Below are 26,994 nucleotides of genomic sequence, written 5' to 3' on the forward strand. Positions count from 1 at the left end.
AATTAGCCAATATTTATTGTAATATTAGTAACGTTTTCATAGTGAGTATAATAATTTTTAGCTAAATTAAAGGTTTATCCGCTATCATTTTTCACTAGGAAATGCTACACTCAGCTAAAGAATAATTTATAGGAGGACCGTAACCAATGAAAAAACGCAGTCGAATGGTGATTGCCATCAGTGTGATACTCATTGCGGTTTTCGGACTTTATATTTTCCAAAGCCAGCGTTACCGCAACACTTATCTACCCCGTACCGATGTTGCTGGTGTAGATGTTGGCGGTAAAACTGAAGCCCAAGCCAATCAGCTATTACAAACCCATTTTAAGCAACAAAAGTTTACCTTGGTCGAAGGCGATAAGAAATTATTGAGCTTCACCGGTGAAACTGCTGGGGTCAACCCTGACTTTAGCCAGAAACTGACCAGCTTGAAGCAACAGCAGAATCCATGGTCATGGCCGCTTCACTTATTAACAGGCACCAGTACTGCGCAAGCTAGTAAAAGTTTAAAGGTCGATCAAACAACATTTGACCAATTCGTTAAACAAACAGCAACACAGCTTAATAAAGGCCGTAGCGCTAGCAAAAATGCAACTGTAACTAAACAAAATAATAATTTCGTCATTAGTAAAGCTGTTACTGGGAATCATTTAAATACAGAACAGCTGGAAGCAACGATTCGTACTGGTTTAGCTGCTAGTGATGGTCAAATTGCAGTTAAAACTGCTTACGCCAAGCCAACAGTAACTGCTGATAGCGCGCGTTTAAAACAAGCGGTCACCAAGCTTGAAAAAATCCATAACGAAAATATTACTTATACGATCAATGGTAATAAGGTGACCGTTCCTAAAGCGACTATTTATGGTTGGGAAACCTTCACTAATGGTAAAGTTAGTCTGGATGAGGTCAAGGTCAAGGCCTATGTCGCCAGCTTAAGTAAGCAATATTCAACCATTAATAAAGATCGTCAATTTAAAAGCACTAAGAGTGGCACTGTAACCGTTCCGGCTGGTACTTATGGTTGGAGTATCGATACTGCCAGCGAAACCACTACCTTAATGGCTAAAGTTCTAGAAGGTAAAGATTTCACACGTACCCCGGTTATCCAAGGTGTTGGTTATACAACTGATAAATCCGATATTGGCACTACTTATATCGAAGTTGATAAGACTAACCAACATATGTGGTATTACAAGGACGGTGAGTTAGTTCTGGATACCGATGTTGTAACTGGTAAGCCTGGTCAAGATACACCATCTGGCGTTGATTTCATTTGGAATAAACAACAAGATTCAACCTTGAAAGGTACCAACGATGACGGCTCAGCTTATGCGTCACCCGTTGATTACTGGATGCCCGTTGATTACACTGGTGTTGGGATCCATGATGCTTCTTGGCAACCAACATTCGGTGGTGACTGGTATAAGACACACGGTTCACACGGCTGTGTTAATACACCACCAACCACAATGGCTAAGTTATATTCGTTAGTCAGCACTGGGACACCAGTAATTATTTTCTAACTAAAGTTAAGGACCCACGACGATTCGTCGTGAGTCCTTTTTTGTCGCTATAACAATGTTTAAAGCTTTTTAGTGATCATCAAAACGCCATCACCTAGTGGTAAAAGCGTTGCAACCAATTTTGAATCACTAAAAACGCGGTCTAACAGCTGGTTTAATTTACGATAGATTGCTTTATTCCGATGAGGAATCGTATCTGGCGCATCGAAAATCGTACCACCCTGCAAAACATCATCGATCAATAGCACGCCGTTAGCCGTTAATAAACGCAAACAATCATCAAGAAAATCTAAATATTTAGCCTTAGCGCTGTCCATGAAAATAACATCATAGCCATCAGTCAACGTCGGCAATATATCAGCTGCATCCCCAGCCATTAACTTGATCTGTTGATTTAAGCCTAGATGATCAATATTTTCACGTGCGTGTTCCAGCATCAACGGATAGCGGTCGATCGAAGTGACTCGCCCGTCAGGCCCCATACAAGTCGCAAACAAACTAGCAGAGAAACCAATTGCTGTCCCGACTTCCAACACATTTCGCGGTTGCTTCAGATTAAACAGCGTCTGCATAAAAGTGACCGTTTCATGCGGAATCACGGGTACCCCTTTTTCGTGTGCTTGTTGTTCCAACTCACCTAAGGGACCGGATAACTGGGTCGTTTGTTGGCGTAAAAAGTTAAGCACTGCTGGTTTGATCACTGGCCGCCGCATCATTTCGTTCTGCATTTATATTGCCTACTTTCATTAAAATCCTCTAATTTATTAAACTGGGTGGTGGTCTATTACTCGATTATATATTATGATATGGTATAAACAAAATGAGAATTATTTAATCTGGAGGCAAAACGCATGTTATTAAAATCAATGGTGCAAACTAAGGAACAAGTCACCAGCATCAAAGAAACGGCAACCTTGGCCGAGGCCCTAGCTATTTTGGAAGATACTGGCTATCGCTGCGTACCAATCCTTGATGCATCCGGCCAGATTTTTCGTGGTAACATTTATAAAATGCATATCTATCGCCATAAATCCCGTGGTGGCGCAATGGACCTACCTGTTACTTACTTACTTAAAAACGCGACTAAATATATTCCCGTTGATGCACCCTTTTTCAAAGTTTTCTTCACGATCAAAGATTTACCATATGTCGCTGTGTTAGATCAACAAAACTACTTTTATGGTATTTTAACTCATAATCATTTAATGACCATGTTATCACAGTCTTGGAACGTGAACGTTGGCAGCTACGTATTGACCGTCGCTTCAACTGGCGAACGTGGCGACTTAACCGACATGTCGCGGATCATTTCGCGCTATGTGTCGATCGTCAATTGCATCACCCTTGATTCTCAATCAAGCGGAGCAATCCGGCGTACGTTATTCACACTACCTGCTGATACTTCAGAAGCTACCTTGCATAAAATTATCGATCACCTCCAACGCAAAGAATTTACGGTACCTGAAGTTGAAGATCTGCGCGCTGAATAGGTAGTAACTCACTATAGGCCCTAAATCATAGGCTGTTTACTTTCTGTACACTACGGAAAATAAACAGCCTATTTTGTTGTCTAACTACTCTGGGTTAGCTTTTAGATCGGCATCCAGCTTATTTATTGCACAAAAAAACCACTATCAGTGAGATAGTGGCATGACCGTTTAGCTTAGTCGATTTTTTCAGTTGTTGTTTTATGTTCAGCGCTCACTTGGCTTACCTTATCTGCAGATGCTTGCATTTTACCTAAAACAAAGCGAGCGATCGGGCCGACAATAAGCAGTTGTAGCGGTAACGCAACGATTAGGTTAAAAATCCATGTATGACCATAGGTAGCCAAAATATTACCACCTAAGCTATGCGACATGATCATTCCAAACAATGACATACATGAAACCATACCAAGTACCATCATTACTGAAATCGTGATTCCGATCAGAACCACATTCTTTTTCATATAATCGTTAATGATGTACTTAAATGCTAAACCTTTTGCGATTGGACCAACAATTAGTAGATCCAACACAATAGCGACAAGTAAGCCGCCAGGATATTCTTTAAGCGAATTTAATAAAAATCCTTTAGTAAAGCCTTGAACTAACACAACATTATAACAGACCATAACGAACACCATCAGTCCAGCCATAATGGCAGTAAATACAATTTCTTCTTTCCAATTACGTGGCATATTATTTCTCCTGTTCCTATTCCTGTTTTTAAGCAACATTGGTCAGTATACACAAAATTAAAGCTTCGTGTAAGTTACATTTACATTACAATTACATTTCTATTACGTTACGTCGCGAGCATAAAAAAAGCCCACTTAGCAGCCTCCTGCCTTGTGGACGTTCAAACTAAGTAAGTTAATTTCTAAAGGTGTTACGAAATGAATCCAATCACAACGTACTAAGTATTAAAGATTTTTTAGAGCGACACTAACTGACAATGCTTCATCAACATGAGCCATCACATCATCATCCAAATGGGTCACCTTATCGCGTAAGCGCTGTTTGTCGATCGTGCGAATTTGCTCTAATAGAATTACAGAATCTTTTTCGATCCCAGTTTGCCGTGCCTTTATCCCGACATGTGTCGGCATTTTTGGTTTCTGAATTTTGGCGGTGATCGCCGCTACGATCACAGTTGGACTGTAATGATTGCCAATATTATTTTGTATCACTAAAACAGGGCGCATTCCGCCCTGTTCTGAACCTACCACTGGTGAAAGATCCGCAAAAAATATGTCACCGCGCTTAACAACTAGCTCCAATCAGCACCCCCTAACCGATACCGTCACACTAACGGATACGCAGAGCGGCCTCTTCTTCACAACTACAGAATTCCGCACATATTTCTGTGTTCAGAGATGCCATCTCGGCGTAACCCTGCGCGAGGGAATCTAATTTTGCTTGATGCGCTTTAAAAAAAGTGCGCCCATTTTCATTTTTCAAGTCAATTTCGGTCATCCCATAATAATCACAAAATAAATCGACTTGTTGCAACATTGCCTGACTATTAGCCCCCGACAACGGTTGTTTTACTTTTAATTCCATGTTCATGACCTCCAAAAAAGCCCATCAATGTAAGACATTGTCCACATCATAGTACCACGCTTACTCACGAAATAAAAGACAATTTCGCTTACATTGATTTTTCAGGCAAATAAACCCGCGGAACCCGTGGACTTAGATTACAAGTAATTTCGTAATGAATCGTTTTTGCATAAGTCGCTACATCCTGCAACGTAATCGTTCGACTACCATCGACACCCACTAAGGTAACTTTGGTCCCAACCGGCAATTTATTGGGCAAGCGAACCATCAATTGATCCATGCATACATGCCCAATGATTTCACAATATTGGCCATCGACTAAGACGTGGAAGCCTTGTAGTCGCCGTTGCCAGCCATCGGCATAACCAACTGGTACTGTGCCGATCCACTCAGCCTGCTGCGCATGATATGTAGCCCCATAACTGACAGCTGCTCCAGCTTGAATCTGCTTAACAAAAACCAATTCAGTCGTAAAACTTAATGCTGGCTGTAACGGATACGGCGGCTGCAGAACAGCTCCTGAAGGATTAAGCCCGTATAAAGCCACACCAAAACGCACCATATTACCATTGCATGCATCATGCCACAAACTAGTCGCAGAATTAGAAACATGGACATAGCGTGGCTCGCTGGCTAGCGCTTGACGCATTTGCTGAAACGCTGCCACCTGCTGTTCAAAATAAGCCGTATCTTGCTCATCTGCAGTCGCAAAATGCGTGAAAAGTCCTTCTAAATTAAATTCCTGATGTTGCTGCAAATAGGCATCAGCCTGCTGCAATGCTGCCGACTCACGAAAGCCAATTCGGCCCATACCACTATCTACCGCAAAATGAATGGCTAAGCTGGCTGTAACATTATCTGACTGTAATACTGGCAATGCAGCTGCCAACCAATCCTGCGTGCCAACAGAGAGCGAAATATGTGCGTTAGCCGCTAATTTAGCATACTCGGGACTAGTAATACCTAAAACTAAAATTGGTTCCGTAAATCCAGCCTGACGCAACCCCAGCGCCTCATCCAAAATGGCCACACAAAAACCTGTAGCCCCAGCATGCTTAGCTGTGGTTGCAACAGCCACCATACCATGGCCATAACCATCCGCCTTGACCACTGCCCATAGTTCAGTTGTTTGCGGTAATCGTTGTATTTCCTGTTGAATATTCGCCTTGATCGCTTGCCGATCGATCACTAATTTTGTTGGTCGATGTAATCCACTGATCATTAGTCGGTCCCTCTTTCCAAAATAACTTCCGACATCACTAAAGTATCGGTATGTGAAATTGAAACCAGTGCTTGGCCTGCGAATGGATTCTTCGTGACCACTGGCTTACCAAGCGGATCGTCGAGCACTTCAATATCAAGAAAACTAACACTACCGATACCCGTACCCAGCGCTTTACCGAATGCTTCCTTAACCGAGAAACGCCCAGTTAGATATTCTGCTTGCCGCTTAGGTGCCAGTGTATCATAGATTGCCAGTTCAGCAATGGTCAATACGCGCGTTTTAAATTGACTATTCTTAGCCTGAGCGGCTTGAATTCGCGCAATATCAGTTATATCAACACCTATTCCAAAAATCAACACACTCAGCTCCTCTACTTCACTAGGTTGTTTATTGACCCAATCCGTCAATAAACTTTGATGTTTCGGGCGATGTCCATTCTTGTGGCAAAAACCGTGCCGCAAGAAACATGGCTCTACTTCACTAGGTTGTTTATTGACCCAATTCGTCAATAAACTTTGATGTTTCGGGCGATGTCCATTTTGACGGCCGCAACCTCGCTCGTCAAAAACATGGCTCTACTTCACTAGGTTGTTTATTGACTAAAAATAATTTGAAGTACAAACAACACTATGTATATACTTGTACATTTTAGCAAATTTCTTAGACCTTTGCAGAAACTAGCGATTTAAATAACAATTTATTTCAGAAAAAAGTCCTTTTAAAAATTTTAATTAGATTTAAAACGCTGCCAACTACCGTTTAACGCGATTTTATGGTAAACTTTAGGTTCAATATAATACGGAGGCTTAACTTATGAAGATTGTTGTACTTGCGGGTGGACACAGCCCAGAACGTAATGTTTCCCTATCATCTGGCGCCAAAATCACTAACGCATTGCGCCAAAAGGGGCATGCGGCCGTTTTAATTGACCTGTTTTTAGGCGACGATTTAAGCGACGTCAAAACAGTCACTGATGTTTTTCAGCGGAATGACACGACGACAAACTATGCGATCAGCGATGAAATTTTAACTAACGAAGCCATTGACGCCTTACGGACTGATGGCACCAAAGGTTTGTTTGGTAAAAACGTGCTTGAAATTTGTAGCGCGGCTGACATAGTTTTCCTCGCTTTACATGGCGAAGACGGTGAAAACGGTAAGGTACAAGCTACTTTTGACCTGTTCGGTATTCGCTATACTGGTAGCGGCTCGTTGGCATCTGGTGTCACAATGGATAAGAAGATCTCTAAGGAACTATTATTGCATAATCACATTAAGACCGCTGGCTACGTGGCAGTTAAAAAAGGTCAGCCGGCTCCAAAAATCGACTTTGGTTTTCCGGTTGTGGTTAAACCATCAAATGGTGGTTCTAGTATTGGTATGAAAATTGCCAAAGATCAAACTGAATTAACTGCTGCTTTACCGGAAGCTTTCCGCTTCGATGATGAGGTCGTGATCGAAGAATTCATTAAGGGTCGTGAATTCTCAATGGGCGTTGTCAATGGCGTCGCAATGCCAGCAATTGAGATTATCGTCAATGATGGTTGGTATGATTTTGAACATAAATTCCAAGAAAATCAGACCACTTTCCAAACACCACCAGACATTCCTAGTGCTGTGCACGATGAAATGCAGGCTATCGCTGTTCAAACAATGAATGTCTTAGGTCTAACTAACTATGGCCGGATCGACTTTCTCTGGAATGAATCAGGCATTTATGTCATCGAAGGCAACTCATTGCCTGGTATGACGCCACTTTCACTTTTACCACAGGAAGCGGCTGCAGCTGGTATCAGTTACCCTGATTTGTGTGAACAAATCGTAGAAGGTAAATTAGCCCTATATGAAGCAAAATAATTCAAAGCTCATTTTGATGTAAAATAATACTGAATCAGTAAAATAGCACTGCCGACAAAATTAATTGTCAGGCAGTGCTATTTTTATAAATAGAATTTCCTAAAAATTATGTCAAAAAAAGGAGTTACAACATAATTAAATTATGTTGTAACTCCAATCTATATGCTAAATTCATATTTAAGCGTGTGTTTGAACCGTGTAGTTACGCTTGCCGCCATCTTTCTTGTCGAAGCGCTTCTTGCGATCATAACGATTATCACGTGATTTACTGCTGCTATGGCCGCCGGCACTATGTCCGCCACCATTGCTGCCGCTACCACTGTGACTGCCGCCATTGCTGCTACCGCCACGACGATCACGATCATTACGACGACCGCCACGATAGCCACCGCCACTACGACGACCGTTGCTGCCGCCATGACCGCCGCCAGCACTGCGCCGTGGTAATGGGCGTTCTGGAGTGATCTTAACCGGCACTTCGGTTGCGTCATCTTTACTGACGTTTTTCAGTAAAGCAGCAGCCAATTGCAATGGTGTATATTGATCAAGTAATTTTTCACCTTGGGCTTCATAATTACTCAAATCTTTATCATCGATCATTGCATGAACTGATTCGATTGCTGAAGACAACTGGCCTTGGAGCGCTTCCTTAGCTGTTGGTGCCTTCAATGGTTGCATCTTCAGACGAGTTAACTTTTCAATCGTCCGCAAGTAGCCCATTTCGTTAGGCGTTACGAAAGTGATCGAAGTCCCCTTGTGCCCCGCACGTGCAGTACGGCCAACACGATGAACATAACTATCTGGATCTTGCGGTACATCATAGTTGTAAACGTGGGTAACACCGGAAATATCCAAACCACGAGCCGCAACGTCAGTAGCTACCAAGATGTCTAAACGACCAGCTTTGAATGAACGTAAAACGCTCATCCGTTTTTGCTGTGATAAGTCACCATGGATACCTTCAGCATTATAACCGCGAGCACGTAAACCTTTAGATAATTCGTCGACCCGGCGCTTTGTCCGACCAAAGACGATCGTTAATTCAGGCTTTTGAACGTCGAATAAACGCGTCATAACGTCAAACTTTTCAAATTCTTTAGTTTGTACGTAGAATTGTGCCAATAAATCAGCAGTTAATTCTTTCGCCTTAATTTGTACCATTTTGGGATCATGCATGAAACGATCTGCAATTTTACGGATCGCTGCTGGCATCGTTGCTGAGAATAACAACGTTTGCCGTTCTTCAGGCACTTGCTTGATAATTTTTTCAATATCTTCTAAGAAGCCCATGTCGAGCATTTCGTCTGCTTCATCAAGTACTAATGTTTGGACATGATCTAAACGAATCGTCCGGCGATTAATATGATCTTGTAAGCGGCCTGGTGTGCCGACAATGATTTGTGGATGTTCTTTTAATGAACGAATCTGGCGACCGATATCAGCGCCACCGTATACTACTTGGACCTTGGCTTTTTTGTCTTGGCCTAAGCGATAAAGTTCTTCTTGTGTTTGTACGGCTAATTCACGCGTTGGTGAAATGATCAATGCTTGAACATTGGGATTTTCACGATCAATTTTTTGTAAAATAGATAAGCCGAAAGCTGCCGTTTTACCAGTACCAGTTTGGGCCTGGCCGATAACGTCAACACCGCTTAGTACCAATGGAATTGTTTCTGCCTGGATAGGAGTTGCTTCCTCGTAGCCTTGGCGTTGGACTGCTTTTAATAACTCTGGATCTAAACCTAATTCTGTGAATTTCAAATAGTTTCCTCCTCGGGTCTGTTAAACAATTTGCAAAACAGTTCCCGATCCCATTCGCGTCTGCCTTGCAAAAAATATTTAATGCTTTCTGATTTGCATCTTTACTATGTTAGCACGAATAACAAGTAAAAACAAATCTTTCCAACAATTTATTTTCATGAAACCGTTATGATAATCATTACTGCCACTTGCCCGGCCTATACTGGCAACAAATAAAAGCCAAATAATAATTACCGCGATCTCAGATCAATTAATCTCTGTTCTGCAAAGCACGCATTACTTCGTCAAGATGAATACCGTTGCTCGCTTTAAGCAATACGGCATCATCAGCCGTGAGCGTTGCTAAAAGGTCAGCGGTCAATCTTGCTTTTTGATTCAGCGGATAATAATGAACACGACCATTGAAGGCCGAATTTTCAGCTAATTCATCAGCTAATGCCTGTATTTGTGGACCTAATAAATAAACTTGATCGATCGTGGCCGGATCTAAAGCCTGCGCTACTCCGGCGTGTAGTGCTGGTGCTTGTTCGCCCAGCTCCAGCATATCGCCGAGCACTGCAATATGCTGGCCCTTCACTGGCACAGCCACAAATGCGCGTAGTACTGCCATCATTGCTGTTGGATTAGCGTTATAAACATCGCTGAGGATTTGTTCGCCTTGCGCACCGGTTAACCATTGCGTTCGATTTTTGGTCAATTTAAAGTTAGCTAAAGCCGTCTGCATTTGCTGCGGTTGAATCTGGAATAATCCACCCACCGTGATCGCAGCCATCGCATTATTCACATTGTAAGTTCCCAATAAGGGCAAATGGAAATCAGTATCTGGATACTGATTCACAGTAAAATCAAGTTGCTTACTATCAGCTGTAACCGATGTTGGATATAAATCATTAGTTGGTTGCTGACCAAAAGTTTTAGTCCGCTGCGCTAAGGTTGCCGCTCGGTCACGCAATAAAGGCTCATCCCCATCATAAATCAAAATGCCGTCTTCTTTTAGGCCGTGGGTGATCTCCATTTTGGCGTCAGCAATTTTATCACGGGTACCAAAAAATTCAATATGTGCCTCGCCGATCATGGTGATGATGGCAATATCCGGGGCGACTAAGCGACTAAGAAAGTCTAACTGTCCTGGCCGATCCATTCCCATTTCAATGACCAAGGTTTCAGTATTCGTACTCATATTCAAAATCGTCACTGGTACGCCGATTTCATTATTAAAATTGCCTTGTGTTCTAACCAAATTAGTATGTGGTGCCAAAATCGCGGCCGTCATATCTTTGGTCGTTGTTTTGCCATCACTACCGGTGATCGCAATGACACGTGGATCCAACTTATTCAAGTAATACTTGGCTAATTGTTGCAAGGCCTGAAGCGGATCGCGCACCTCTAAAATAGGAAAATCAGTTGGTTTTCCCGGATGACCTAATTGCCAAAAAGCTGCAATTGCACCGTTTTGCTGGGCATTGCCAATGTAATCATGACCATCATTTGCGGCGATCAAAGGTACAAAGAGTGCGCCAGTTGTCAATTGCCGTGAATCGAAAGCAACACTGTTAATTTCTAAATCCTGCCAGCGTGAATAATCATTTTCTGCGGCCACTGCCTGGGCAATTTCTGCAAGTTGCATTTTCATAGATTAAAAACTCCTACTTATAGTTAAAGTGAATTCTCGCTAATAATTTATCTCACTATCAGCATTCTTCCCAAAATATAGCCATCAGCCATTTAAAAGTTCTGTTGCGCTTGTTGCCGTTTAAATCGATGACTAGCCAGCTGAATTAATTCTTCGATCAAGTCACCACTGCTAAGACCCATTTTTTGCCATAATTGCGGGTACATTGCGTCTTGATCGAACATTGGCATCGTATTGATCTCGTTCAATAAAACGTCACCGTTAGCCGTTAAGAAGAAGTCGCAACGCGCCAGACCTGAACCATCCATAATTGCATAAGCCCGTTGTGCGTACTGCTTCATTTTGGCCAAGATCTCCGGATCAATGCTAGCCGGTATCTCCAACTGTTCGCGCAATTGCCGAACACCATCAGACGACTTAACGACTTCGCCTGGAATACTAAATCGCAACTCGGCATCACCCAATAAACCTAACTCGATTTCCCGAGCGACGATACCCTGTTCAACTAGCACCCGCGAGGCAAAATTAAAAGCTTCTTCAATCGCCGCGATCAAGGCGGTCCGATCCGCTACACGACTGACACCTAAGCTTGAACCTAGATTCGCCGGTTTAACATACATTGGATACAGTAAGGAGCCTTCACAACGTGCTAAAATTTTTTCTGTTTCCGTCTGCCATTGGGCTTTCAGCAGTGGTACGTAGGGTGCTTGGGGAATACCAGCTTGCTGAAAAAGCATTTTACTGACAATTTTATCCATCCCGACAGCACTGGCCAACACGCCATCACCGACATAAGGAACTCCCAATGACTGCAATAAGCCTTGAATTGTGCCATCTTCAGCATTTTGACCATGCATCATCGGGAAAACTACTGCATCTTTAACCACTAATTCACCAGGCCGAATATCGATACCAGTGGACTGGCTAACGGTGCCACCAAACTGAGCCGTAGCGCCAGCAACCAACCGTAACTCGCCCACATCAGTCAGCGGTTCGTGTAAGGTTGCACCACGTAGCCATTCGCCGGTTTTGGTAATATAGATCGGACAAACTGAATAGTATTTAAAATAGATTGCGCGAATGACCGCAAAGGCTGAAGCAATCGACGAATCATGCTCTGCATTTTGACCGCCATAAAGTAGATAGATCTGCATACGCGCCCTGCTTTCTAAAATGTAGAAAAACATTACGTCTGGCCTAGTCCATTAAATTTAGGTCATTGATCTACAATTTTTAATTTTAATTTATTAATTTTCTAAAGTAATCCTTGGTTAGCAAAAGCCGCTTCGTTGATCACATTTAAACGCCATTTTTTTATACCATGATCATAGATCAGCTCGGCTACCCGCTCCTGATCTGCGCTATGCCAATCATCGTTGACCAACTTAAATCGACTATTCAAGTACAGAATCGGAATGTGGATCTCCTTTTGCCGGATATCAATATCTTCAAACGAGAATAACGCCCCATCAATGAATAAGGGCTGTAATTGTTGTAAAATCACCGGATCGATGTCCTGCACCTGTGACCGCCGCCGAAATAAGAAGCGTAGGTCGGGATATTTTTCTTGTAAATGGCGGCGTAGACTACGATTGAGTACCGTATAAAATTGTGGCAAATGCCGGTAATACGTTTTAACGGTGCCATCAGGTAAGTCCAGGTATACATAGTCATTTTGTAATTTATAGTAAAATGGCGATTCTAAATGTGTATAGGCGTGCCCCAAATAAAGCAGCTGTGCCACTTCGTTGGGCGTCACCTGCTCCAAATATAACTCGTGCGCAAAATCGATCCACTTATGCGTTAATAAATGTGGATCGGTCAGGTATGAGGCAATTGTTGGCGCACCAGAAATAACGTTGAACCCTGTGTGCGGATCAACCTCATCATCTAGGTCCGCTGGCGTTAGCAACAACAAATGGTGCGGCACCCGTGGCAACGCACCCGCAAAGTCTTGCAAACTGATACCATAAGACAATATTAAGTTAGAAACCGTCTCTAAATGGACGTATACAACATCCACACTCATAATCCCCACTCCACATCACATTTGACCAATACTTATTTCATTGTACTACGAAAAGATTGGAAAGGCATCGTATTCAGCCAATTGAAATATCCTGGTAAAATTTGTAATAAAGACAAAAAAACTGCGACAAAATTTTTGCCACAGTTTGACTGCTTTATTAAAACGAAACTTTAGGCGCCGTTTTTTCGGTTTCCGGCGTTGCTAGATAATCAATTTTTTGGAAATTATGCGCTGGTGCCAGTACATTACCTGGAAAAGTTTGAATTTTATTATTATAATTAACTGCGCTTGAATTATATAATTGCCGCGCATACGCAATTTTGTTTTCTGTATTCGTTAATTCATCCATTAACTGCCCAAATTGTTGATTGGCTTTTAAATCGGGATAACTTTCTGATAACGCAAAAATATCCTTTAAGCCAGCCGAAAGCTGATTGGAGACTGCCATGGTTTGTTCGTGATCATCACTAGGTACCTGTGCTAATTGGTTACGTTTGGCGATCACATTTTCTAAGGTTGCTTGTTCATGCTTCGCATAACCCTTAACTGTTTCAACTAAATTAGGAATTAAATCATTCCGGCGCTTCAGTTGGACGTCGATCTGACTCCAAGCCTCAGCTGTCCAATTACGGCTTCGAACTAGGCCGTTATAAAATCCGATATAACCAATAACGACGACCGCGGCTAACACGATCGCAACTAAAATAATCCACAACATCGCAAACCCTCTTTTCTTTATTTACTTGAAAGTACAAAAATTCATTAGCTAGAACGATCGGCGCTAAAAATACTTAACCAATATCCGCCCCGTTCTATTTGCATTAATTGTCACAGATACGCTGTCACTTGTCAATTAAGGTCATCGTTAAATTATGGTGTCTAAATGACACTGAAATCTCACTGTATTTCTTGAATGGTCTAAGTCGGTTAGATTCGATAACGACGCTTACAAATCGCTTTACCACTAACTGTGGAATAGTAGCACTTTTATTTTCCCTTAATCGTGCTAACATATAATTATCTTGTTTTTCAGAAAGAAGGTGAGCGCTTGAACTCGGTTCAGCGCAAACGCCCGCAATGGCAACAAAACCTTTACGTCCTTTGGTTCGGTTGTTTCATGGCGGGAATGGGATTTAGCTTAGTGCTGCCGTTCATGTCGCTATACATTGATACACTAGGTCACTTCTCCCATATGCAACTTAATTTTTGGAGCGGTTTAACATACGCCGCCACCTACTTAGTCACCGCCGTCGTTTCGCCGTTATGGGGTCGCCTAGCTGACCGCAAAGGCCGCAAACTCATGTTGCTTCGCGCTTCCGCCGGCATGGCGATCGTCATGGGTGCAATGGCCTTTGTTACCAACGTTTATCAGTTAGTCGCCTTACGTGCCTTGCAAGGTGTATTTTCTGGCTTCATTAGTAACGCCAACGCTTTGATCGCCACCTCCGCGCCACGAGAAAAAAGCGGTCAAGCCCTAGGCACGTTATCCACCGGCAGCGTTACTGGTCAAATGATCGGGCCCTTACTCGGTGGCACCATTGCCGGATTTTTTGGCTATCGCGTTACTTTTTTGATCACTGCTTGCTTACTGGCTGCTGGCTTTATTTTATGCCTCTTTTTTGTTCATGAATCTTTTGAGCCTGTGGAAAAAGGACAGCAACTCCCGGCTAAAGAAATTATGCACCAGCTACCGCATCCCCAGTTGATTATCGGTATGTTCGTTACCACTATGTTCATTATGGCGGCCAATAATTCGATCAGTCCAATTATCAGTTTGTTTGTACGCGAATTGTTGCATAATCACGGTAATGTCCCACTAATTAGCGGAATCGTGGCGGCACTACCAGGGATCGCCACCTTGATCGCCGCCCCGCAATTTGGTCGGCTCGGTGATCGCATTGGCACCCAGCGAATCTTGCTGCTGGGCCTGATCTTTGCCACCTTGATTTATTTGCCGCAAGGTTTTGTGACTAATATTTGGCAACTAGCAATTTTACGTATTTTTGTTGGGATCTCAGATGCTGCATTACTGCCGGCCGTCCAAACGATTTTAGCCAAATACTCACCACACACTGTTGCCGGTCGAATATTCAGTTATAATCAGTCCTTCCAATCAGTCGGCCAAGTTTCTGGTCCATTGATCGGTTCTGGTATTTCCGGATTTCTCGGCTACAACGGTGTTTTCTTCACCACCGCCGCCCTAGAATTCGTCAATTTTGTTTGGGTCTGGCACAGCACCAAGCCACTACGAATTAAAAAAAATAATCGTCCGACTTAAACAGTCAACGATTATTTTTTTGGCGCGATTTTATGAAACATGAATTTATCTAGCCAATGAACATCACGGTGAATTCCCATATACCCTAGTAGCGCGACCGCAAAAGTTCCCAGCGCATCGGCAAATAGATCACCCATCGTATCGATCAAAGCCGCCCGACCACGCAATAACACACCATGAGCCATGAAACGCTGCATATTCAGTCCTAGCAGACCATCAAAAGCGAACTCGTAGAACTCCCAAAAAACACCAATCGATAGTCCAAAAGTAAAGGCAAAAATCGCCATAAATACCGGCGACAATTGGGTCAATTGCTTACCGCGAACAAAAATACCGATCAGCGCATAGCCTAGGCAGCCTAGCAACATTGCGCTACCGACATGCAATATTTTATCCCAGTGCGGTACGCGACTATAAAACTGATAAACCGTCCCTAAATATACCGAGCCATAAATAAACAACAGAAATAAAATATACAGAATTTCTGGCAATTTAAAGTGACCTAGCCTAGCAACTAATTGTGGCAACAACAAAATGCCGATGCCCAACACGATTTCCAGTAATAGAAATAATTGCTTACTGCGGCCGGTAACTGGCACTGTCGATACAGCAACCACCGTAAACGACAGTGATAACACCATTGAAATGATAATAAAAGCCAATAAATAATTATAAAAACGCCATTTTTTCAATCAAATCACCTTTGACTTAGAGTTATTTTGTAAAAAAATAAGACCTCTGACAAAACAAAAGTTTTATCAGACGTCCATTGCAATTGCTTAGTCTTTGCCTGGTGCTGCATTGGTATCGGCAAAACCATATTTTTTGTTGAAACGATCGACTGCACCGTCGGCTTGCGTAAACTTCTGCTTGCCGGTGTAGAAAGGATGTGAGTCAGAACTGATTTCAACTAAAACTAATGGGTAACTGTTACCGTCTTCCCATTCAACCGTTTGGGCTGATGTTTTCGTTGAGCCGGACAAGAATTGGAAACCTGTCTGGGAGTCACGGAAAACAACGGGATGGTAATCTGGATGGATTCCTTTTTTCATTACTATTCGCTCCTTTGCCCTGAATCATACTAACATTAGCGTTTATAACAACTTTAGTTAGCCGGAAACAGCCTAACTAGTTTTAATAAACCTAAGCCAGCCTGCGAAACAGAGATGATTTTGTTACACAACCAATAAACTATACCATGCGCCGTTTAATTTTGCAATTAGTGATGATAATTTCTCGGTCGTTGATTTTTAAAGCTTAATTTATCCAAATTTTCGAAGAACGTTTTATTATCTGACGTACGCTGCATGAAGCGTAACAGTTGCTCCGTATACTCTAACGCATCGCCGGTCATTGAGCGTCGAATCTTCCACAATGCGTCTAATTTTGCTTTATCTAATAATAATTCTTCCTTGCGCGTACCTGATTGTTTGATATCTAGGGCTGGGAAAATACGCCGCTCGGCCAATTCACGCGATAGATGCAATTCTAAGTTACCGGTACCCTTGAACTCTTCGTAGATCATATCATCCATGCGACTACCCGTATCGACTAAGGCTGTCGCTAAAATCGTTAAACTGCCACCTTCTTCAATGTTACGCGCCGCACCGAAAAAGCGTTTTGGTCGATAAAATGCCGCAGGATCAAGCCCACCAGATAACGTTCGTCCACTAGACGGCGTCGTTAAATTATACGCTCGCGTTAGGCGCGTGATCGAATCTAACAAAATGATCACGTCTTGCTTATCTTCAACTAAACGTTCTGCCCGTTCCAACACTAATTCAGCTACGCGGGTATGGTTAGCGGGCTGCTGATCAAAAGTCGAGTACACCACGTCGCCTTTTACCGAACGCTCAATATCAGTCACTTCTTCCGGCCGCTCATCGATCAACAACACGATCAAGTAAGCGTCAGGATAATTTTGTGCGATACCGGCAGCAACTGCCTTTAACAAACTCGTTTTCCCAGCTTTCGGTGGTGCAACGATCAGACCCCGTTGACCGAATCCAATTGGCGCAAAAACGTCGATCAAACGAGTCGATAATTGCTGTTCAGTGGTTTCTAAATGAATCTGTCTTTCTGGGTATAACGCCGTCAACGCCGGAAAATGCGACCGCTGCTTGGCCTCTTCTGGGTCTTTTCCATTAACTGTATCGACATGCATCAAACCATAGTAGCGCTCGCTAGGCTTAGGTGGCCGTGCGCGTCCCACTACTTTGTCCCCCGTGCGCAAGCCAAACCGGCGAATCTGCGAAGCGGAAATATAGATATCTTCCTGCGATGGGCCATAATTAATTGGCCGTAAAAAACCAAAACCCTCGCTACTAACAATTTCCAAAATACCTTCCATCGAGACAAAACCCTGTTTTTTGGCTTGTGCTCGTAAAACAGCCAATGACAATTCTTTCTTATTCATTTGACTGTAATAGGCAATTTTAAAATCCTGCGCGTATTTATAAATTTCTTTCAGGGTTTTATTTTCCAACTCACCCATGGTTAAAAAGTCACTCATTAAGTTACCCCGTTCATTCAAATTAAGCGCGTGTAAAAAAGGCGCTAAGATTATGGCGTATCTCCTGGCCCGTTGATAAGCGACATAAAGTGGCTCATTTGACTGGTGTATACGCAATAATCTACCTTTTTGGTACGTTTCCAGCTACAAAAAAACGGACCAAAAAGCGCTGCTTCAGCCGAGTTAGTGAAGCTAGCCGCTCTTCGTCCCGTAATCTCAGTTAGCGTGCTGCAATCGAAATTTGTTCTACATCATCAATGATCTCGACTTGCGCGCCAAGCTGATGTAATTTATCAACCACGCGATCGTAGCCGCGCAAAATATTCTCAACGTTACTAATAACCGTCTCGCCTTGCGCCATCAATCCGGCAGTCATCAAACAAGCGCCAGCACGAATCTCATCTGCGGAAACTTCAGCACCCGATAATCGATCAGCGTGATGCAAAATAATCACGTCATTTTCAATCGTGATCGCGGCACCCATTCGAATCAATTCCGGAACATGCTTGACGCGCTTTGGATAGATCGTATCAACGATCAAGCCTTCACCGCGCGCCTTTAACAATAACGGCGTGATCGGCTGCTGTAGATCAGTTGCAAAGCCAGGATAAGGCGCTGTTTTGATCTGCACCATTTTCAGATGATCGGACGGATTAACGTAGATACTATCATCATGGTAATCCAGCTGCACACCCATTTCTTCCATCTTCGCTAAGAAAGCATCCAAATGTTCTGGAATAATATTCTTGACCAAAACACCATTACCCACCGCTGCGGCCATCGCTAAATAAGTGCCCGCTTCAATGCGATCAGGAATAATCGTATGTGAATTATGCGCTTCTAGTCGATCCACGCCGTCAATCCGAATAATATCGGTCCCAACGCCACGAATCTGCGCACCCATGTTATTTAAAAAAGTTGCTAAATCAATAATTTCTGGTTCCTTGGCTGCATTTTCAATGATCGTCCGACCATTAGCACGAACCGCCGCCAATAAAATATTGATCGTCGCCCCAACCGAAACCATATCTAAAAAGATGCGCGCACCATGTAATCCTTCAGCTGGCGCTTTAATATACATTGCACCATGTTCATTAGTCACTTGCGCGCCTAATGCCTCAAAGCCCTTAATGTGTTGATCGATCGGCCGTGGCCCAATATCATCGCCGCCAGGTAGTCCAACGATGGCTTCACCAAATTTACCGAGTAGTGCACCCATAAAATAATATGAGGCACGCAAACTCTTGATCCGCCCATTAGGTAGCGGCGTCGGTACGATCTGCGTGGGATCGATTTTGAGGATATCCGCAGTGAACGTTGAGGTCACATGCATCGATTCCAAGATCGACATTAAATTATGTACATCCCGAATATCAGGTACCCCGTCCAGTGTTACCGGCGTATCAGCTAGGATCGATGCGGGGATCAGCGCAACGGTACTATTCTTCGCGCCCCCGATCGTCACCGTACCGGATAGCGGTTTGCCACCTTGGATCCTCATTTTCTTCATACGCTACTTTCCTCACTTCAATTATAATCATTTCAATGATAAAGAATGTAACCTAAAAATACAATAGCTTAACCCAATTGGTTAGTAAATTCTAACAATCTCTTTACAGCAACTAGCCCTAGCCCGACTAGCTATCGCAAAAAAATTCGTTAAAAATAGCTTTGTGATTTTATGAATTCTTAATAATTGTCATCTTTTGTAATCTGCTATTTTAATCTAGTTTTATTTAAACGCTTGTCACCACATAGTTATTTACTGGCCGTAACTGTACAAAAATAGAGAGCCATGACCAACAAGGTTCACAACTCCCTCTATTTTATAACATTTAGTACTAAATATGCTACCACTAAGCACTTATACGCTTAGTTATGACTTGCAGTTTTGATAAATGCTTTGTACAAACCTTCTGGCCGGCTTGGACGGGATAAGAATTCTGGGTGGTATTGTGCCGCCACGAAGAAATCATTTTGTGGTAATTCGACCACTTCGACCAAACGCTTGTCTGGTGAAAGTCCAGAGAAGACTAAGCCATTTTCTGCTAATAGATCACGATACTTGTTATTAAATTCATAACGATGACGATGACGTTCTTGAATCTCAGGTACATTATCGTAAGCTGCCGCCGCAACGGAACCTTCTTTAAGCACACATGGATACAAGCCCAAACGCAAAGTGCCACCTAAGTTTTCCTTTGCATTTTGATCAGCCATTAAATCAATTACTGGATCAGCAATATCTGGTTGTGTTTCTGAAGAACCAGCGTCCTTCAAGCCAACTACATTGCGCGCAAATTCAACGCAGACCATTTGCATCCCTAAGCAAATACCGAGGAACGGTACATTGTTTTCGCGGGCATACTTGATGGCGGTAATTTTACCTTCAAGACCACGATCACCAAAGCCACCGGGAACTAAAATACCATCCGCGTCGCCTAATAATTCGGCCGCGTTAGCTTCATTAACATTTTCCGCGTTAAATTTAGCAATTTCAACATCAACATCATAATGGTAACCCGCATGTTTCAAGGCTTCCGTTACGGAAATATAAGCATCCTGTAATTCAACGTATTTACCAACTAAGGCAATCTTCGTCTTACCTTTCAAGTTGCGAACTTTCTGTAGCAAGCCGTTCCATTCAGTCATATCAGCAGCTGGTACGTTGTTCATTTTAAAATGTTCCAGCACGATATCATCCATATTTTGTTCTTGTAAATTAACTGGAATTTGATACAGTGTATCGACATCTAAGGATTCGATAACCGCTTCCGGTGTCACATCACAGAATAAAGCAATTTTATTACGCATGTCCTGCGTAATCGGTTTTTCTGAGCGAACTACCAAAATATCGGGTTGGATCCCCATACCACGTAATTCCTTAACTGAATGCTGCGTTGGTTTAGTTTTCATTTCACCAGCCGCACGTAAATATGGAATCAACGTTGCATGGATATATAAAACATTATCCCGGCCAACATCAGCCTTCATCTGCCGAATTGCTTCGACGAACGGTAATGATTCAATATCACCGACCGTGCCACCAATTTCCGTGATAATAATATCGGAATCGGTTGTTTTAGCAGCACGCATGATTTTTGCTTTCAATGCATCAGTAATATGCGGAATTACTTGGACTGTAGCGCCTAAATAATCGCCATTTCGTTCTTTTTGCAAAACTTCACTATAAATTTTACCCGTCGTAACGTTGGAGTATTGGTTTAAATCTTCATCAATAAAACGTTCGTAGTGACCAAGATCAAGATCGGTTTCCGCACCATCATCAGTAACGAAAACTTCGCCATGCTGATAAGGGTTCATCGTACCAGGATCGATATTGATATAAGGATCAAATTTCTGAATCGTTACTTTTAAACCTCTGTTTTTCAGTAGCCGTCCCAATGATGCCGCAATAATTCCTTTGCCTAGTGATGAAACAACGCCGCCTGTTACAAAGATATACTTGGTCATATCAAAACTCCTTCAATATTATTCGGGGAACAAAGCTGAGCGCATTTTGCGAGGTACTTAAGCCTGACAAAATACATTTACGTTGGCCCTACATCAACCAACGCAAACGTGCAACCCGCAACGGTCGCACGCCCAAAAATAAAAATAAGCTCCCCATTCCTTAGAATAGGGAGCTTATCATAACCGTTCATTGGCTTTACAAATACTTGTAAAGCGCCCAAGCAATATAATACATGGAAATCACTTAAGCGTCAAGCATTCAATTTCAATCAGCCAAATTACTCGTTGTCGTCATCATCATCTGCATCATCGTCACCGACAAAATCATCGTCGTCATCGATATCATCATCATCGAATTCGGCTAATTCACCTTCGATACCGTCAGGCAGGTTTTCATCAGGTGCATCATCACTATTATCGTCAGCATCGGCTAAAAGCCCTTGTTCACTGTGATCACTAACAACGCCTTCGTCATCGACGTAATCGGCTTCATCATCTAGATCATCGTCATTGTCTTCTGGGTCGTCATCATTATAATCGATCACATCATCGTCATCACTGACATCCGCCAAGAAAGCATTGACTTTCTTACGGCGTTTACGTTGTGGTTGATCTTCTTCATCTTCTGGATGGTTGACCTCTTCATCGACTGAATCGAATGGGTACCACGAACGTAGACCCCAAACGTTTTCGCCCAATGAAATAAAGCTACCATCAACGTTTAGATCTGTATAAAATTGTGACAACCGATTGCGGACTTCTTCATCACTTTCACCCAAAAACTTTTGGATGGCATTAACTAAGTCAGCAAATGGTAACACGTCACCCTTTTGCTCTAAAATCGCATGTGCCACTTCGATCATTGATAATTCGTTTTTTTTCTGTCCTTTGAAAGCGTCGAGTTCCAACAGGTACACGTCCTTTCTACTTCACCATTAATGTAGATATATTAGCCAGTATGCCAATAAGCTTTTATGTTTCAGGCGATAGCCATTCTTATGCAAAAAGTACCACAAAAAATATGGCTTCGCAGTCTATTCTACATCATACTATGCAAAATTCTAAAAAGCAATATCAAGCGGTAAAAACAAGGCGCAATTGATAATCACCAAGATGATCATTTCCGGCAAACAATTGATACTCAATATAAATCTCACCAGAAACTGGCTGTTCTTTGATCCGTATATCTAATCGTGGTGTCAGCGTCTCGATCGGGATCACACCATAAGGAGTTTGGTAGCGCGCAATCACACGTGTGTTGCGGCTAAAATGCAATTGCAGCCGTTGGTTGCCGTTTTGTGCCCCGCGTGTGAGTTTAACATCGCCATCCGCCTCAAGCTTCATGGTCACTGGGATCGGCGTGCCATCGTCTTCGGAAGTTTCCTGATAACGAATATAAAGTGCTCGGCCAACTTGTACCAATTGACCTGGCTCGTCAAAAATATGCTGGGTAGAATCCCCATCCTGCCGTACTACTGTTTCTAAATGAATCATGATCGGTAAGTTTGTTGAAAGATCCATAATTTATTGCCACCTTTTTCTCAATCTATACAGTCATGTCTATGCTGCGTCATGAATAACTTTACAGCTGATCTCGTCGTGCTCTGTTTACATTATATCAGTCTCAGCCACTTCTGCGCACGTAGAGAGCTTCTTTAAGTCGCAGTCGTTTGCTGAAAAAGGTATAATCAGTAGCAAAGAATAAAAATAGTCTAACAATTAATATAATTCAAGCATAGTAGCATAATTTTATTATCAAAGGAAGTTATCATGGATTACGGTAAACAACTCTTACCACGGGAAAAAGTATTGCGCGATCCCGTGCACAATTATATTCACGTTCAACATCAAGTTATTTTAGACTTGATCGACACCAAAGAATTTCAACGCCTGCGCCGAATCAAACAGCTGGGCACCGCTTCATTTACTTTTCACGGCGCTGAACATAGTCGTTTCAGTCACTCATTAGGTGTCTACGAAATTGCGCGCCAAATTTGTGATAATTTTGAACGGAATTTCTCGACAAAAGTTCCTGGTGACGGCTTATGGGATGACAACGAGCGGTTGGTCGTCTTGTGCGCGGCCTTACTGCACGATATCGGCCATGGTCCCTATTCACATACCTTTGAACATATTTTTGCCACCAATCACGAGCAAGTCACCGTGGCCATTTTAACGGCACCAGAAACCGAGGTCAACGCAGTACTACGTCGCGTTAGCCCTGATTTTCCTGAACAAGTCGCCAGCGTGATCACCCACGACTATCCTAATCCCCAAGTTGTCCAAATGATCTCCAGTCAAATCGACGCCGATCGAATGGATTATTTATTGCGTGATGCCTACAACACTGGCACCGAATACGGTAAATTTGATTTAACTCGGATTTTACGCGTTATGCAGCCATATAAAGACGGCATCGCCTTTTCAATGGATGGCATGCACGCTGTCGAAGATTATATTTTAAGTCGCTTCCAGATGTACTTGCAAGTGTATTTCCATCCAGTTTCACGCGCAATGGAAGTTATTTTACAGCACTTACTTCAACGAATGAAAACTCTTTATGATGAAAATGAGTTACCAGACGAGGCGGTGCCTTATTTACTATTACCATTTTTAGAAAATAACTTCACGTTGGCTGACTATCTGAAATTGGATGACGGTGTGTTGACCACTTATTTCATCACTTGGCAGGACTTCGATGATCCAATCATCAGTGATTTGGCTGGCCGTTTCTTAAATCGGCGCCCACTAAAATCAGTTAGCGTCACCACAGCTACACAAAAGCTGTTACCAAAAATGCGCCAATTAATTGCGGCAGTCGGCTACGACATCACTTATTACACAGCGATCAATAATAGTTATGACTTGCCTTACGATGCGTATGATCCCAATTCAGCCAGCCCCAAAACGCAGATCGAAATCAGTCAACCAGATGGCAGCTTAATTGAATTATCAACATTAAGTGATATCGTTGCGGCGATCAGCGGCAAAATGACCGGTGACGAGCGCTTCTTTTTCCCGAAAGAAATGTTGACACGGGACATAACTGAAAATTTATTTGCAGCGACTTATCAAGAATTTCAAAGTCACATTTTAAATGGCACCCTGATTCCTTAACCGCCTTGTTTTTCGCGCCACTGTGCCAAGGCCCAACGGTGCGTTGGCCGTTTTAACGCTTGTGCTGCGTCATCAAGCGCTAGCCATTTAATTTGATTGAAGTCACCTTCCAGCGGTGCTTGGGTTTTGATCAAGCCAGTCCCCGCGTAAAAATGTGCCGGATGATAATAGGCTTGCTTGCGCCAAGTCGAGTAGAAATATTCGCTGGCCTTGCCTAAGTAATCCGTGATCTGCAGGGTACCACCAACTTCTTCGATCAACTCGCGGGCAATAGTTTCAACGTCGGATTCGCCGGGTTCAATGCCGCCACCAGGTAATAGGAAAGTACGATTCGGCGGTTCGACCACTAAGATTTGCTGGTTGGTTGCGTCAGGTATCACCACATAAGCGCCGATCCTAGTTTTATAGGTCAATTTAGGGTCACGTTTACCAAAAACGATCTCGTCCATGATAATTCCTCCTCTACTTCATATTAAGCGGATAATTATCTATATTGTAGCCGACCTACTGCCCAGTGACTAGCGCAAAGGTGAATTTAAACTTAAAATTTTATGAAAGCAAGCGTTAGCGCACCACTTATTTATAAGTGACCAAAAAAGGACCAACTGAGTTGATACGGTTCTTCTGAAGCTTATTTAAAAGTTGAGCTGATTAACTTCCATTCCACCGCCAGTGGACGGAACGCGTGCGACTTAAACTTGGCGGTCTTTGCCATAGTTCAATCGACAACGGGAAGCAAACACTGCTTGGCGAATAAGTGTTAGTTTCTGATACTTGTCGAACTTAGTTGTTAAGAATGAGCAACAGTGGTCCAATGGCGACTCCGTTCCAGCAGGTAATGGGTGAACGTTCAAACGTTGATTATTTAAGCAGCAAAACTAGTGACAATCAGAACTAAAATGCCGATAAAACAGTTGAAAGACTGTTTTATCGGCATTTTTATGCGCATATAACTTAACTTTAAAACTGCGAATCGCTAACAATTTGCGATTAAACTAACTAATCAAATAGTGTTCTAAAACTGCCAAGGTGAAATGGAGGCACTGGCGTATCACTGTCGCTCGTTCTTACCCACACTGCTTAGCAAGTATCTCAATTAGTACTTATTTGCTAAACAGAACGCTCTTCCCGTTGTCGATTGGACTATTGCCGAAGTACGGCAAGTCCAAGTCGCAGCTGTGTCGATGGTACTTGGTGACTGAATTGTGGTCGCCTAGTACCATGCGCGATTGACAAGATCCATTTTCTTTTCCGATTGGGCTTAATTGGAAAGAAAATTAGCTTGCCAACGCACCACTGTCACTCGTTTCTAACAACTAAATTAACAAGTATCAGAACTAGCACTTAACCGCTAAGCAGAACTTGCTTCCCGTTGTCGATTGAACTATGCGGAAACCGCCAAGTTCAAGTCGCACGCGTTCCATACGCCAGCGCCGGAATGGAACCAAACCAACGCTGCTTACGAGTTAGCATAACAGCTAAACTTTAGAAAGAATCCTTGCTACTCAGTTGGTCCTTTAAATTATGCTTTAGTGGCAGCTTCGGTACCCACTTCACGGCGAATTTTTGCATTGATACCGTGTTGCGTTAAAGTCTCGTAAAAGACGGTCATCCGCTTTTTAGTACTACGTGAATATTGATCTTTTTCAGTGACTGGGCTGTACGGAATCAAACTAACGTATGCCAGGTGCCGAATATCTTTTAACAATTCAGCTAATTGCATAGCTTCCTCGTTGTGATCATTGACCCCATTTAACATGGTATATTCAAACGTGATCCGACGATTGGTTTTTTCTAAATAATAGCGAATCGCCGCAAACAGCTTACCAAAATTCCAGTTCTGATCGATCTGCATAATTTTGCTACGTAAGTCATCATTAGGTGCATCCAACGAAATTGCCAGATTAACTTGCGTATCGTAGTCAGCAAATTCGCGGATCTTGTCAGCTAGCCCGTTAGTAGAAACCGTCATATGGCGTGCACCGATTTCTAAGCCCTTTGCATCATTCATGATCTCCAAGAATTTCATGACGTTGTCAAAGTTATCAAACGTCTCGCCAACACCTTTAACCAAAATATGGCTGACGCGCTCATCATGGCCTTGCCCATCTAAATAATGTTGCACTTGCATGACTTGAGCGACAATTTCGCCAACGGTTAAATTACGTCGATTTTCGACCAACCCAGTAGCTTTATTGCTACCTGCTTGGGCGCTGACACTAACTGATAAACCATATTCATGCCGTACCAATATCGTTCTGATCATTAATTGATCTTCTAACTCGAATAAATACTTGGCCGTTACACCATCTTTAGCTTCCTGTACTTCAACGGGCTTCAGTTGATCGAAACTAAAATCTGCCGCTAACAAAGCAATTGTGGCTTTGGATAAGTTAGTCATTGCTTCAAAGCTAGTTACTCGCTTGATATATAACCAATCCCAAGCCTGGGTTGCGCGAAATTTCTTATCATTATGTTTAATAAACCAAGTAATTAAATCCTGTTTGTTCAATCCATAAATGGACGTTTTTACCATTT

25 protein-coding genes are annotated in these 26,994 nt (G+C 42.7%); 5 read left to right on the forward strand and 20 right to left on the reverse strand.

Annotation, left to right across the window (positions count from 1 at the left end; genetic code table 11):
• Positions 1 to 146: 146 nt before the first annotated feature.
• Complete coding sequence (locus tag EKM76_RS02660) at positions 147 to 1,523, forward strand: L,D-transpeptidase family protein (RefSeq protein WP_125549129.1); 1,377 nt, start codon at positions 147 to 149, stop codon at positions 1,521 to 1,523.
• 59 nt (positions 1,524 to 1,582) lie between these two features.
• Here the strand turns inward: EKM76_RS02660 and EKM76_RS02665 are convergent, their stop codons facing one another.
• On the reverse strand, positions 1,583 to 2,251 hold the full coding sequence (locus tag EKM76_RS02665; protein WP_125549130.1) for an O-methyltransferase: 669 nt from the start codon (positions 2,249 to 2,251) through the stop codon (positions 1,583 to 1,585).
• A gap of 123 nt (positions 2,252 to 2,374) precedes the next feature.
• Here EKM76_RS02665 and cbpA point away from each other — a divergent pair, with 123 nt between their 5' ends.
• Positions 2,375 to 3,013, forward strand: a complete 639-nt coding sequence (gene cbpA, locus EKM76_RS02670) for a cyclic di-AMP binding protein CbpA (RefSeq protein ID WP_125549131.1) — start codon at positions 2,375 to 2,377, stop codon at positions 3,011 to 3,013.
• Positions 3,014 to 3,186: 173 nt separating this feature from the next.
• Here cbpA and EKM76_RS02675 read toward each other — a convergent pair whose 3' ends face one another.
• From EKM76_RS02675 to acpS, 5 genes are all read right to left on the reverse strand, one after another.
• Positions 3,187 to 3,705 (reverse strand): DUF2798 domain-containing protein, encoded by a 519-nt coding sequence (locus tag EKM76_RS02675; RefSeq protein WP_125549132.1) that lies wholly within the window; start codon positions 3,703 to 3,705, stop codon positions 3,187 to 3,189.
• A 225-nt stretch (positions 3,706 to 3,930) separates the two neighbouring features.
• A complete protein-coding gene (locus EKM76_RS02680; protein ID WP_125549133.1) occupies positions 3,931 to 4,287 on the reverse strand; it encodes a type II toxin-antitoxin system PemK/MazF family toxin in 357 nt (118 codons plus the stop codon).
• Positions 4,288 to 4,315: 28 nt separating this feature from the next.
• The gene (locus EKM76_RS02685; protein ID WP_125549134.1) at positions 4,316 to 4,570 is read right to left on the reverse strand and encodes a hypothetical protein; all 255 of its coding nucleotides are present in this window, start codon (positions 4,568 to 4,570) and stop codon (positions 4,316 to 4,318) included.
• A gap of 88 nt (positions 4,571 to 4,658) precedes the next feature.
• Positions 4,659 to 5,792, reverse strand: a complete 1,134-nt coding sequence (gene alr, locus EKM76_RS02690; protein ID WP_125549135.1) for an alanine racemase — start codon at positions 5,790 to 5,792, stop codon at positions 4,659 to 4,661.
• Positions 5,792 to 6,151, reverse strand: a complete 360-nt coding sequence (gene acpS, locus EKM76_RS02695; protein WP_125549136.1) for a holo-ACP synthase — start codon at positions 6,149 to 6,151, stop codon at positions 5,792 to 5,794. The genes alr and acpS overlap by 1 nt, the downstream gene beginning before the upstream one ends.
• 457 nt (positions 6,152 to 6,608) lie before the next feature.
• Between acpS and EKM76_RS02700 the strand changes: the two genes are divergently transcribed.
• Entirely contained in the window at positions 6,609 to 7,652 is a 1,044-nt protein-coding gene (locus EKM76_RS02700; RefSeq protein ID WP_125549137.1) for a D-alanine--D-alanine ligase family protein, read from the forward strand.
• 177 nt (positions 7,653 to 7,829) lie between these two features.
• Here EKM76_RS02700 and EKM76_RS02705 read toward each other — a convergent pair whose 3' ends face one another.
• The 5 genes from EKM76_RS02705 to EKM76_RS02725 all read right to left on the reverse strand — a co-directional run bounded on the left by EKM76_RS02705 (position 7,830) and on the right by EKM76_RS02725 (position 13,793).
• Complete coding sequence (locus EKM76_RS02705; protein WP_125549138.1) at positions 7,830 to 9,413, reverse strand: DEAD/DEAH box helicase; 1,584 nt, start codon at positions 9,411 to 9,413, stop codon at positions 7,830 to 7,832.
• A gap of 250 nt (positions 9,414 to 9,663) precedes the next feature.
• The gene (locus tag EKM76_RS02710; RefSeq protein WP_125549139.1) at positions 9,664 to 11,046 is read right to left on the reverse strand and encodes a UDP-N-acetylmuramoyl-tripeptide--D-alanyl-D-alanine ligase; all 1,383 of its coding nucleotides are present in this window, start codon (positions 11,044 to 11,046) and stop codon (positions 9,664 to 9,666) included.
• A 92-nt stretch (positions 11,047 to 11,138) separates the two neighbouring features.
• Positions 11,139 to 12,200 (reverse strand): D-alanine--D-alanine ligase family protein, encoded by a 1,062-nt coding sequence (locus EKM76_RS02715; RefSeq protein ID WP_125549140.1) that lies wholly within the window; start codon positions 12,198 to 12,200, stop codon positions 11,139 to 11,141.
• A gap of 101 nt (positions 12,201 to 12,301) precedes the next feature.
• Complete coding sequence (locus EKM76_RS02720) at positions 12,302 to 13,075, reverse strand: hypothetical protein (RefSeq protein ID WP_125549141.1); 774 nt, start codon at positions 13,073 to 13,075, stop codon at positions 12,302 to 12,304.
• A 157-nt stretch (positions 13,076 to 13,232) separates the two neighbouring features.
• A complete protein-coding gene (locus EKM76_RS02725; RefSeq protein ID WP_125549142.1) occupies positions 13,233 to 13,793 on the reverse strand; it encodes a LemA family protein in 561 nt (186 codons plus the stop codon).
• A 330-nt stretch (positions 13,794 to 14,123) separates the two neighbouring features.
• Between EKM76_RS02725 and EKM76_RS02730 the strand changes: the two genes are divergently transcribed.
• Positions 14,124 to 15,353 (forward strand): multidrug efflux MFS transporter, encoded by a 1,230-nt coding sequence (locus EKM76_RS02730; RefSeq protein ID WP_125549143.1) that lies wholly within the window; start codon positions 14,124 to 14,126, stop codon positions 15,351 to 15,353.
• A gap of 11 nt (positions 15,354 to 15,364) precedes the next feature.
• On the opposite strand, the gene EKM76_RS02735 is transcribed toward EKM76_RS02730, so the two are convergent.
• From EKM76_RS02735 to EKM76_RS02765, 7 genes are all read right to left on the reverse strand, one after another.
• Entirely contained in the window at positions 15,365 to 16,045 is a 681-nt protein-coding gene (locus tag EKM76_RS02735; RefSeq protein ID WP_125549144.1) for a hypothetical protein, read from the reverse strand.
• Between the two features lie 87 nt (positions 16,046 to 16,132).
• Positions 16,133 to 16,405, reverse strand: a complete 273-nt coding sequence (locus EKM76_RS02740) for a type B 50S ribosomal protein L31 (protein WP_125549145.1) — start codon at positions 16,403 to 16,405, stop codon at positions 16,133 to 16,135.
• A gap of 167 nt (positions 16,406 to 16,572) precedes the next feature.
• Positions 16,573 to 17,865, reverse strand: a complete 1,293-nt coding sequence (gene rho / locus EKM76_RS02745) for a transcription termination factor Rho (RefSeq protein ID WP_125549146.1) — start codon at positions 17,863 to 17,865, stop codon at positions 16,573 to 16,575.
• Between the two features lie 220 nt (positions 17,866 to 18,085).
• Entirely contained in the window at positions 18,086 to 19,375 is a 1,290-nt protein-coding gene (locus EKM76_RS02750; protein ID WP_125549147.1) for a UDP-N-acetylglucosamine 1-carboxyvinyltransferase, read from the reverse strand.
• A gap of 362 nt (positions 19,376 to 19,737) precedes the next feature.
• Positions 19,738 to 21,339 (reverse strand): CTP synthase, encoded by a 1,602-nt coding sequence (locus tag EKM76_RS02755; protein WP_125549148.1) that lies wholly within the window; start codon positions 21,337 to 21,339, stop codon positions 19,738 to 19,740.
• A 278-nt stretch (positions 21,340 to 21,617) separates the two neighbouring features.
• The gene (rpoE, locus tag EKM76_RS02760; protein WP_318531395.1) at positions 21,618 to 22,247 is read right to left on the reverse strand and encodes a DNA-directed RNA polymerase subunit delta; all 630 of its coding nucleotides are present in this window, start codon (positions 22,245 to 22,247) and stop codon (positions 21,618 to 21,620) included.
• A gap of 166 nt (positions 22,248 to 22,413) precedes the next feature.
• The gene (locus EKM76_RS02765; protein WP_125549150.1) at positions 22,414 to 22,860 is read right to left on the reverse strand and encodes a DUF1934 domain-containing protein; all 447 of its coding nucleotides are present in this window, start codon (positions 22,858 to 22,860) and stop codon (positions 22,414 to 22,416) included.
• A gap of 249 nt (positions 22,861 to 23,109) precedes the next feature.
• On the opposite strand from EKM76_RS02765, the gene EKM76_RS02770 reads away from it, so the two are divergent.
• Positions 23,110 to 24,456: an HD domain-containing protein gene (locus tag EKM76_RS02770; protein WP_125549151.1), complete on the forward strand. Its 1,347-nt coding sequence runs from the start codon at positions 23,110 to 23,112 to the stop codon at positions 24,454 to 24,456.
• Here EKM76_RS02770 and EKM76_RS02775 read toward each other — a convergent pair.
• Together EKM76_RS02775 and rlmN are read right to left on the reverse strand one after the other, a co-directional pair.
• Positions 24,453 to 24,905 carry an NUDIX hydrolase gene (locus EKM76_RS02775; RefSeq protein ID WP_125549152.1) on the reverse strand — a complete coding sequence of 151 codons (453 nt, stop codon included), beginning with the start codon at positions 24,903 to 24,905 and terminating at the stop codon, positions 24,453 to 24,455. The two genes, EKM76_RS02770 and EKM76_RS02775, sit on opposite strands and share 4 nt — an antisense overlap.
• 1,073 nt (positions 24,906 to 25,978) lie before the next feature.
• Positions 25,979 to 26,992, reverse strand: a complete 1,014-nt coding sequence (rlmN, locus tag EKM76_RS02780; protein ID WP_125549153.1) for a 23S rRNA (adenine(2503)-C(2))-methyltransferase RlmN — start codon at positions 26,990 to 26,992, stop codon at positions 25,979 to 25,981.
• Between the last annotated feature and the right edge of the window lie 2 nt (positions 26,993 to 26,994).

This window comes from Loigolactobacillus zhaoyuanensis, from assembly GCF_003946385.1.
GTDB lineage: Bacteria > Bacillota > Bacilli > Lactobacillales > Lactobacillaceae > Loigolactobacillus > Loigolactobacillus zhaoyuanensis.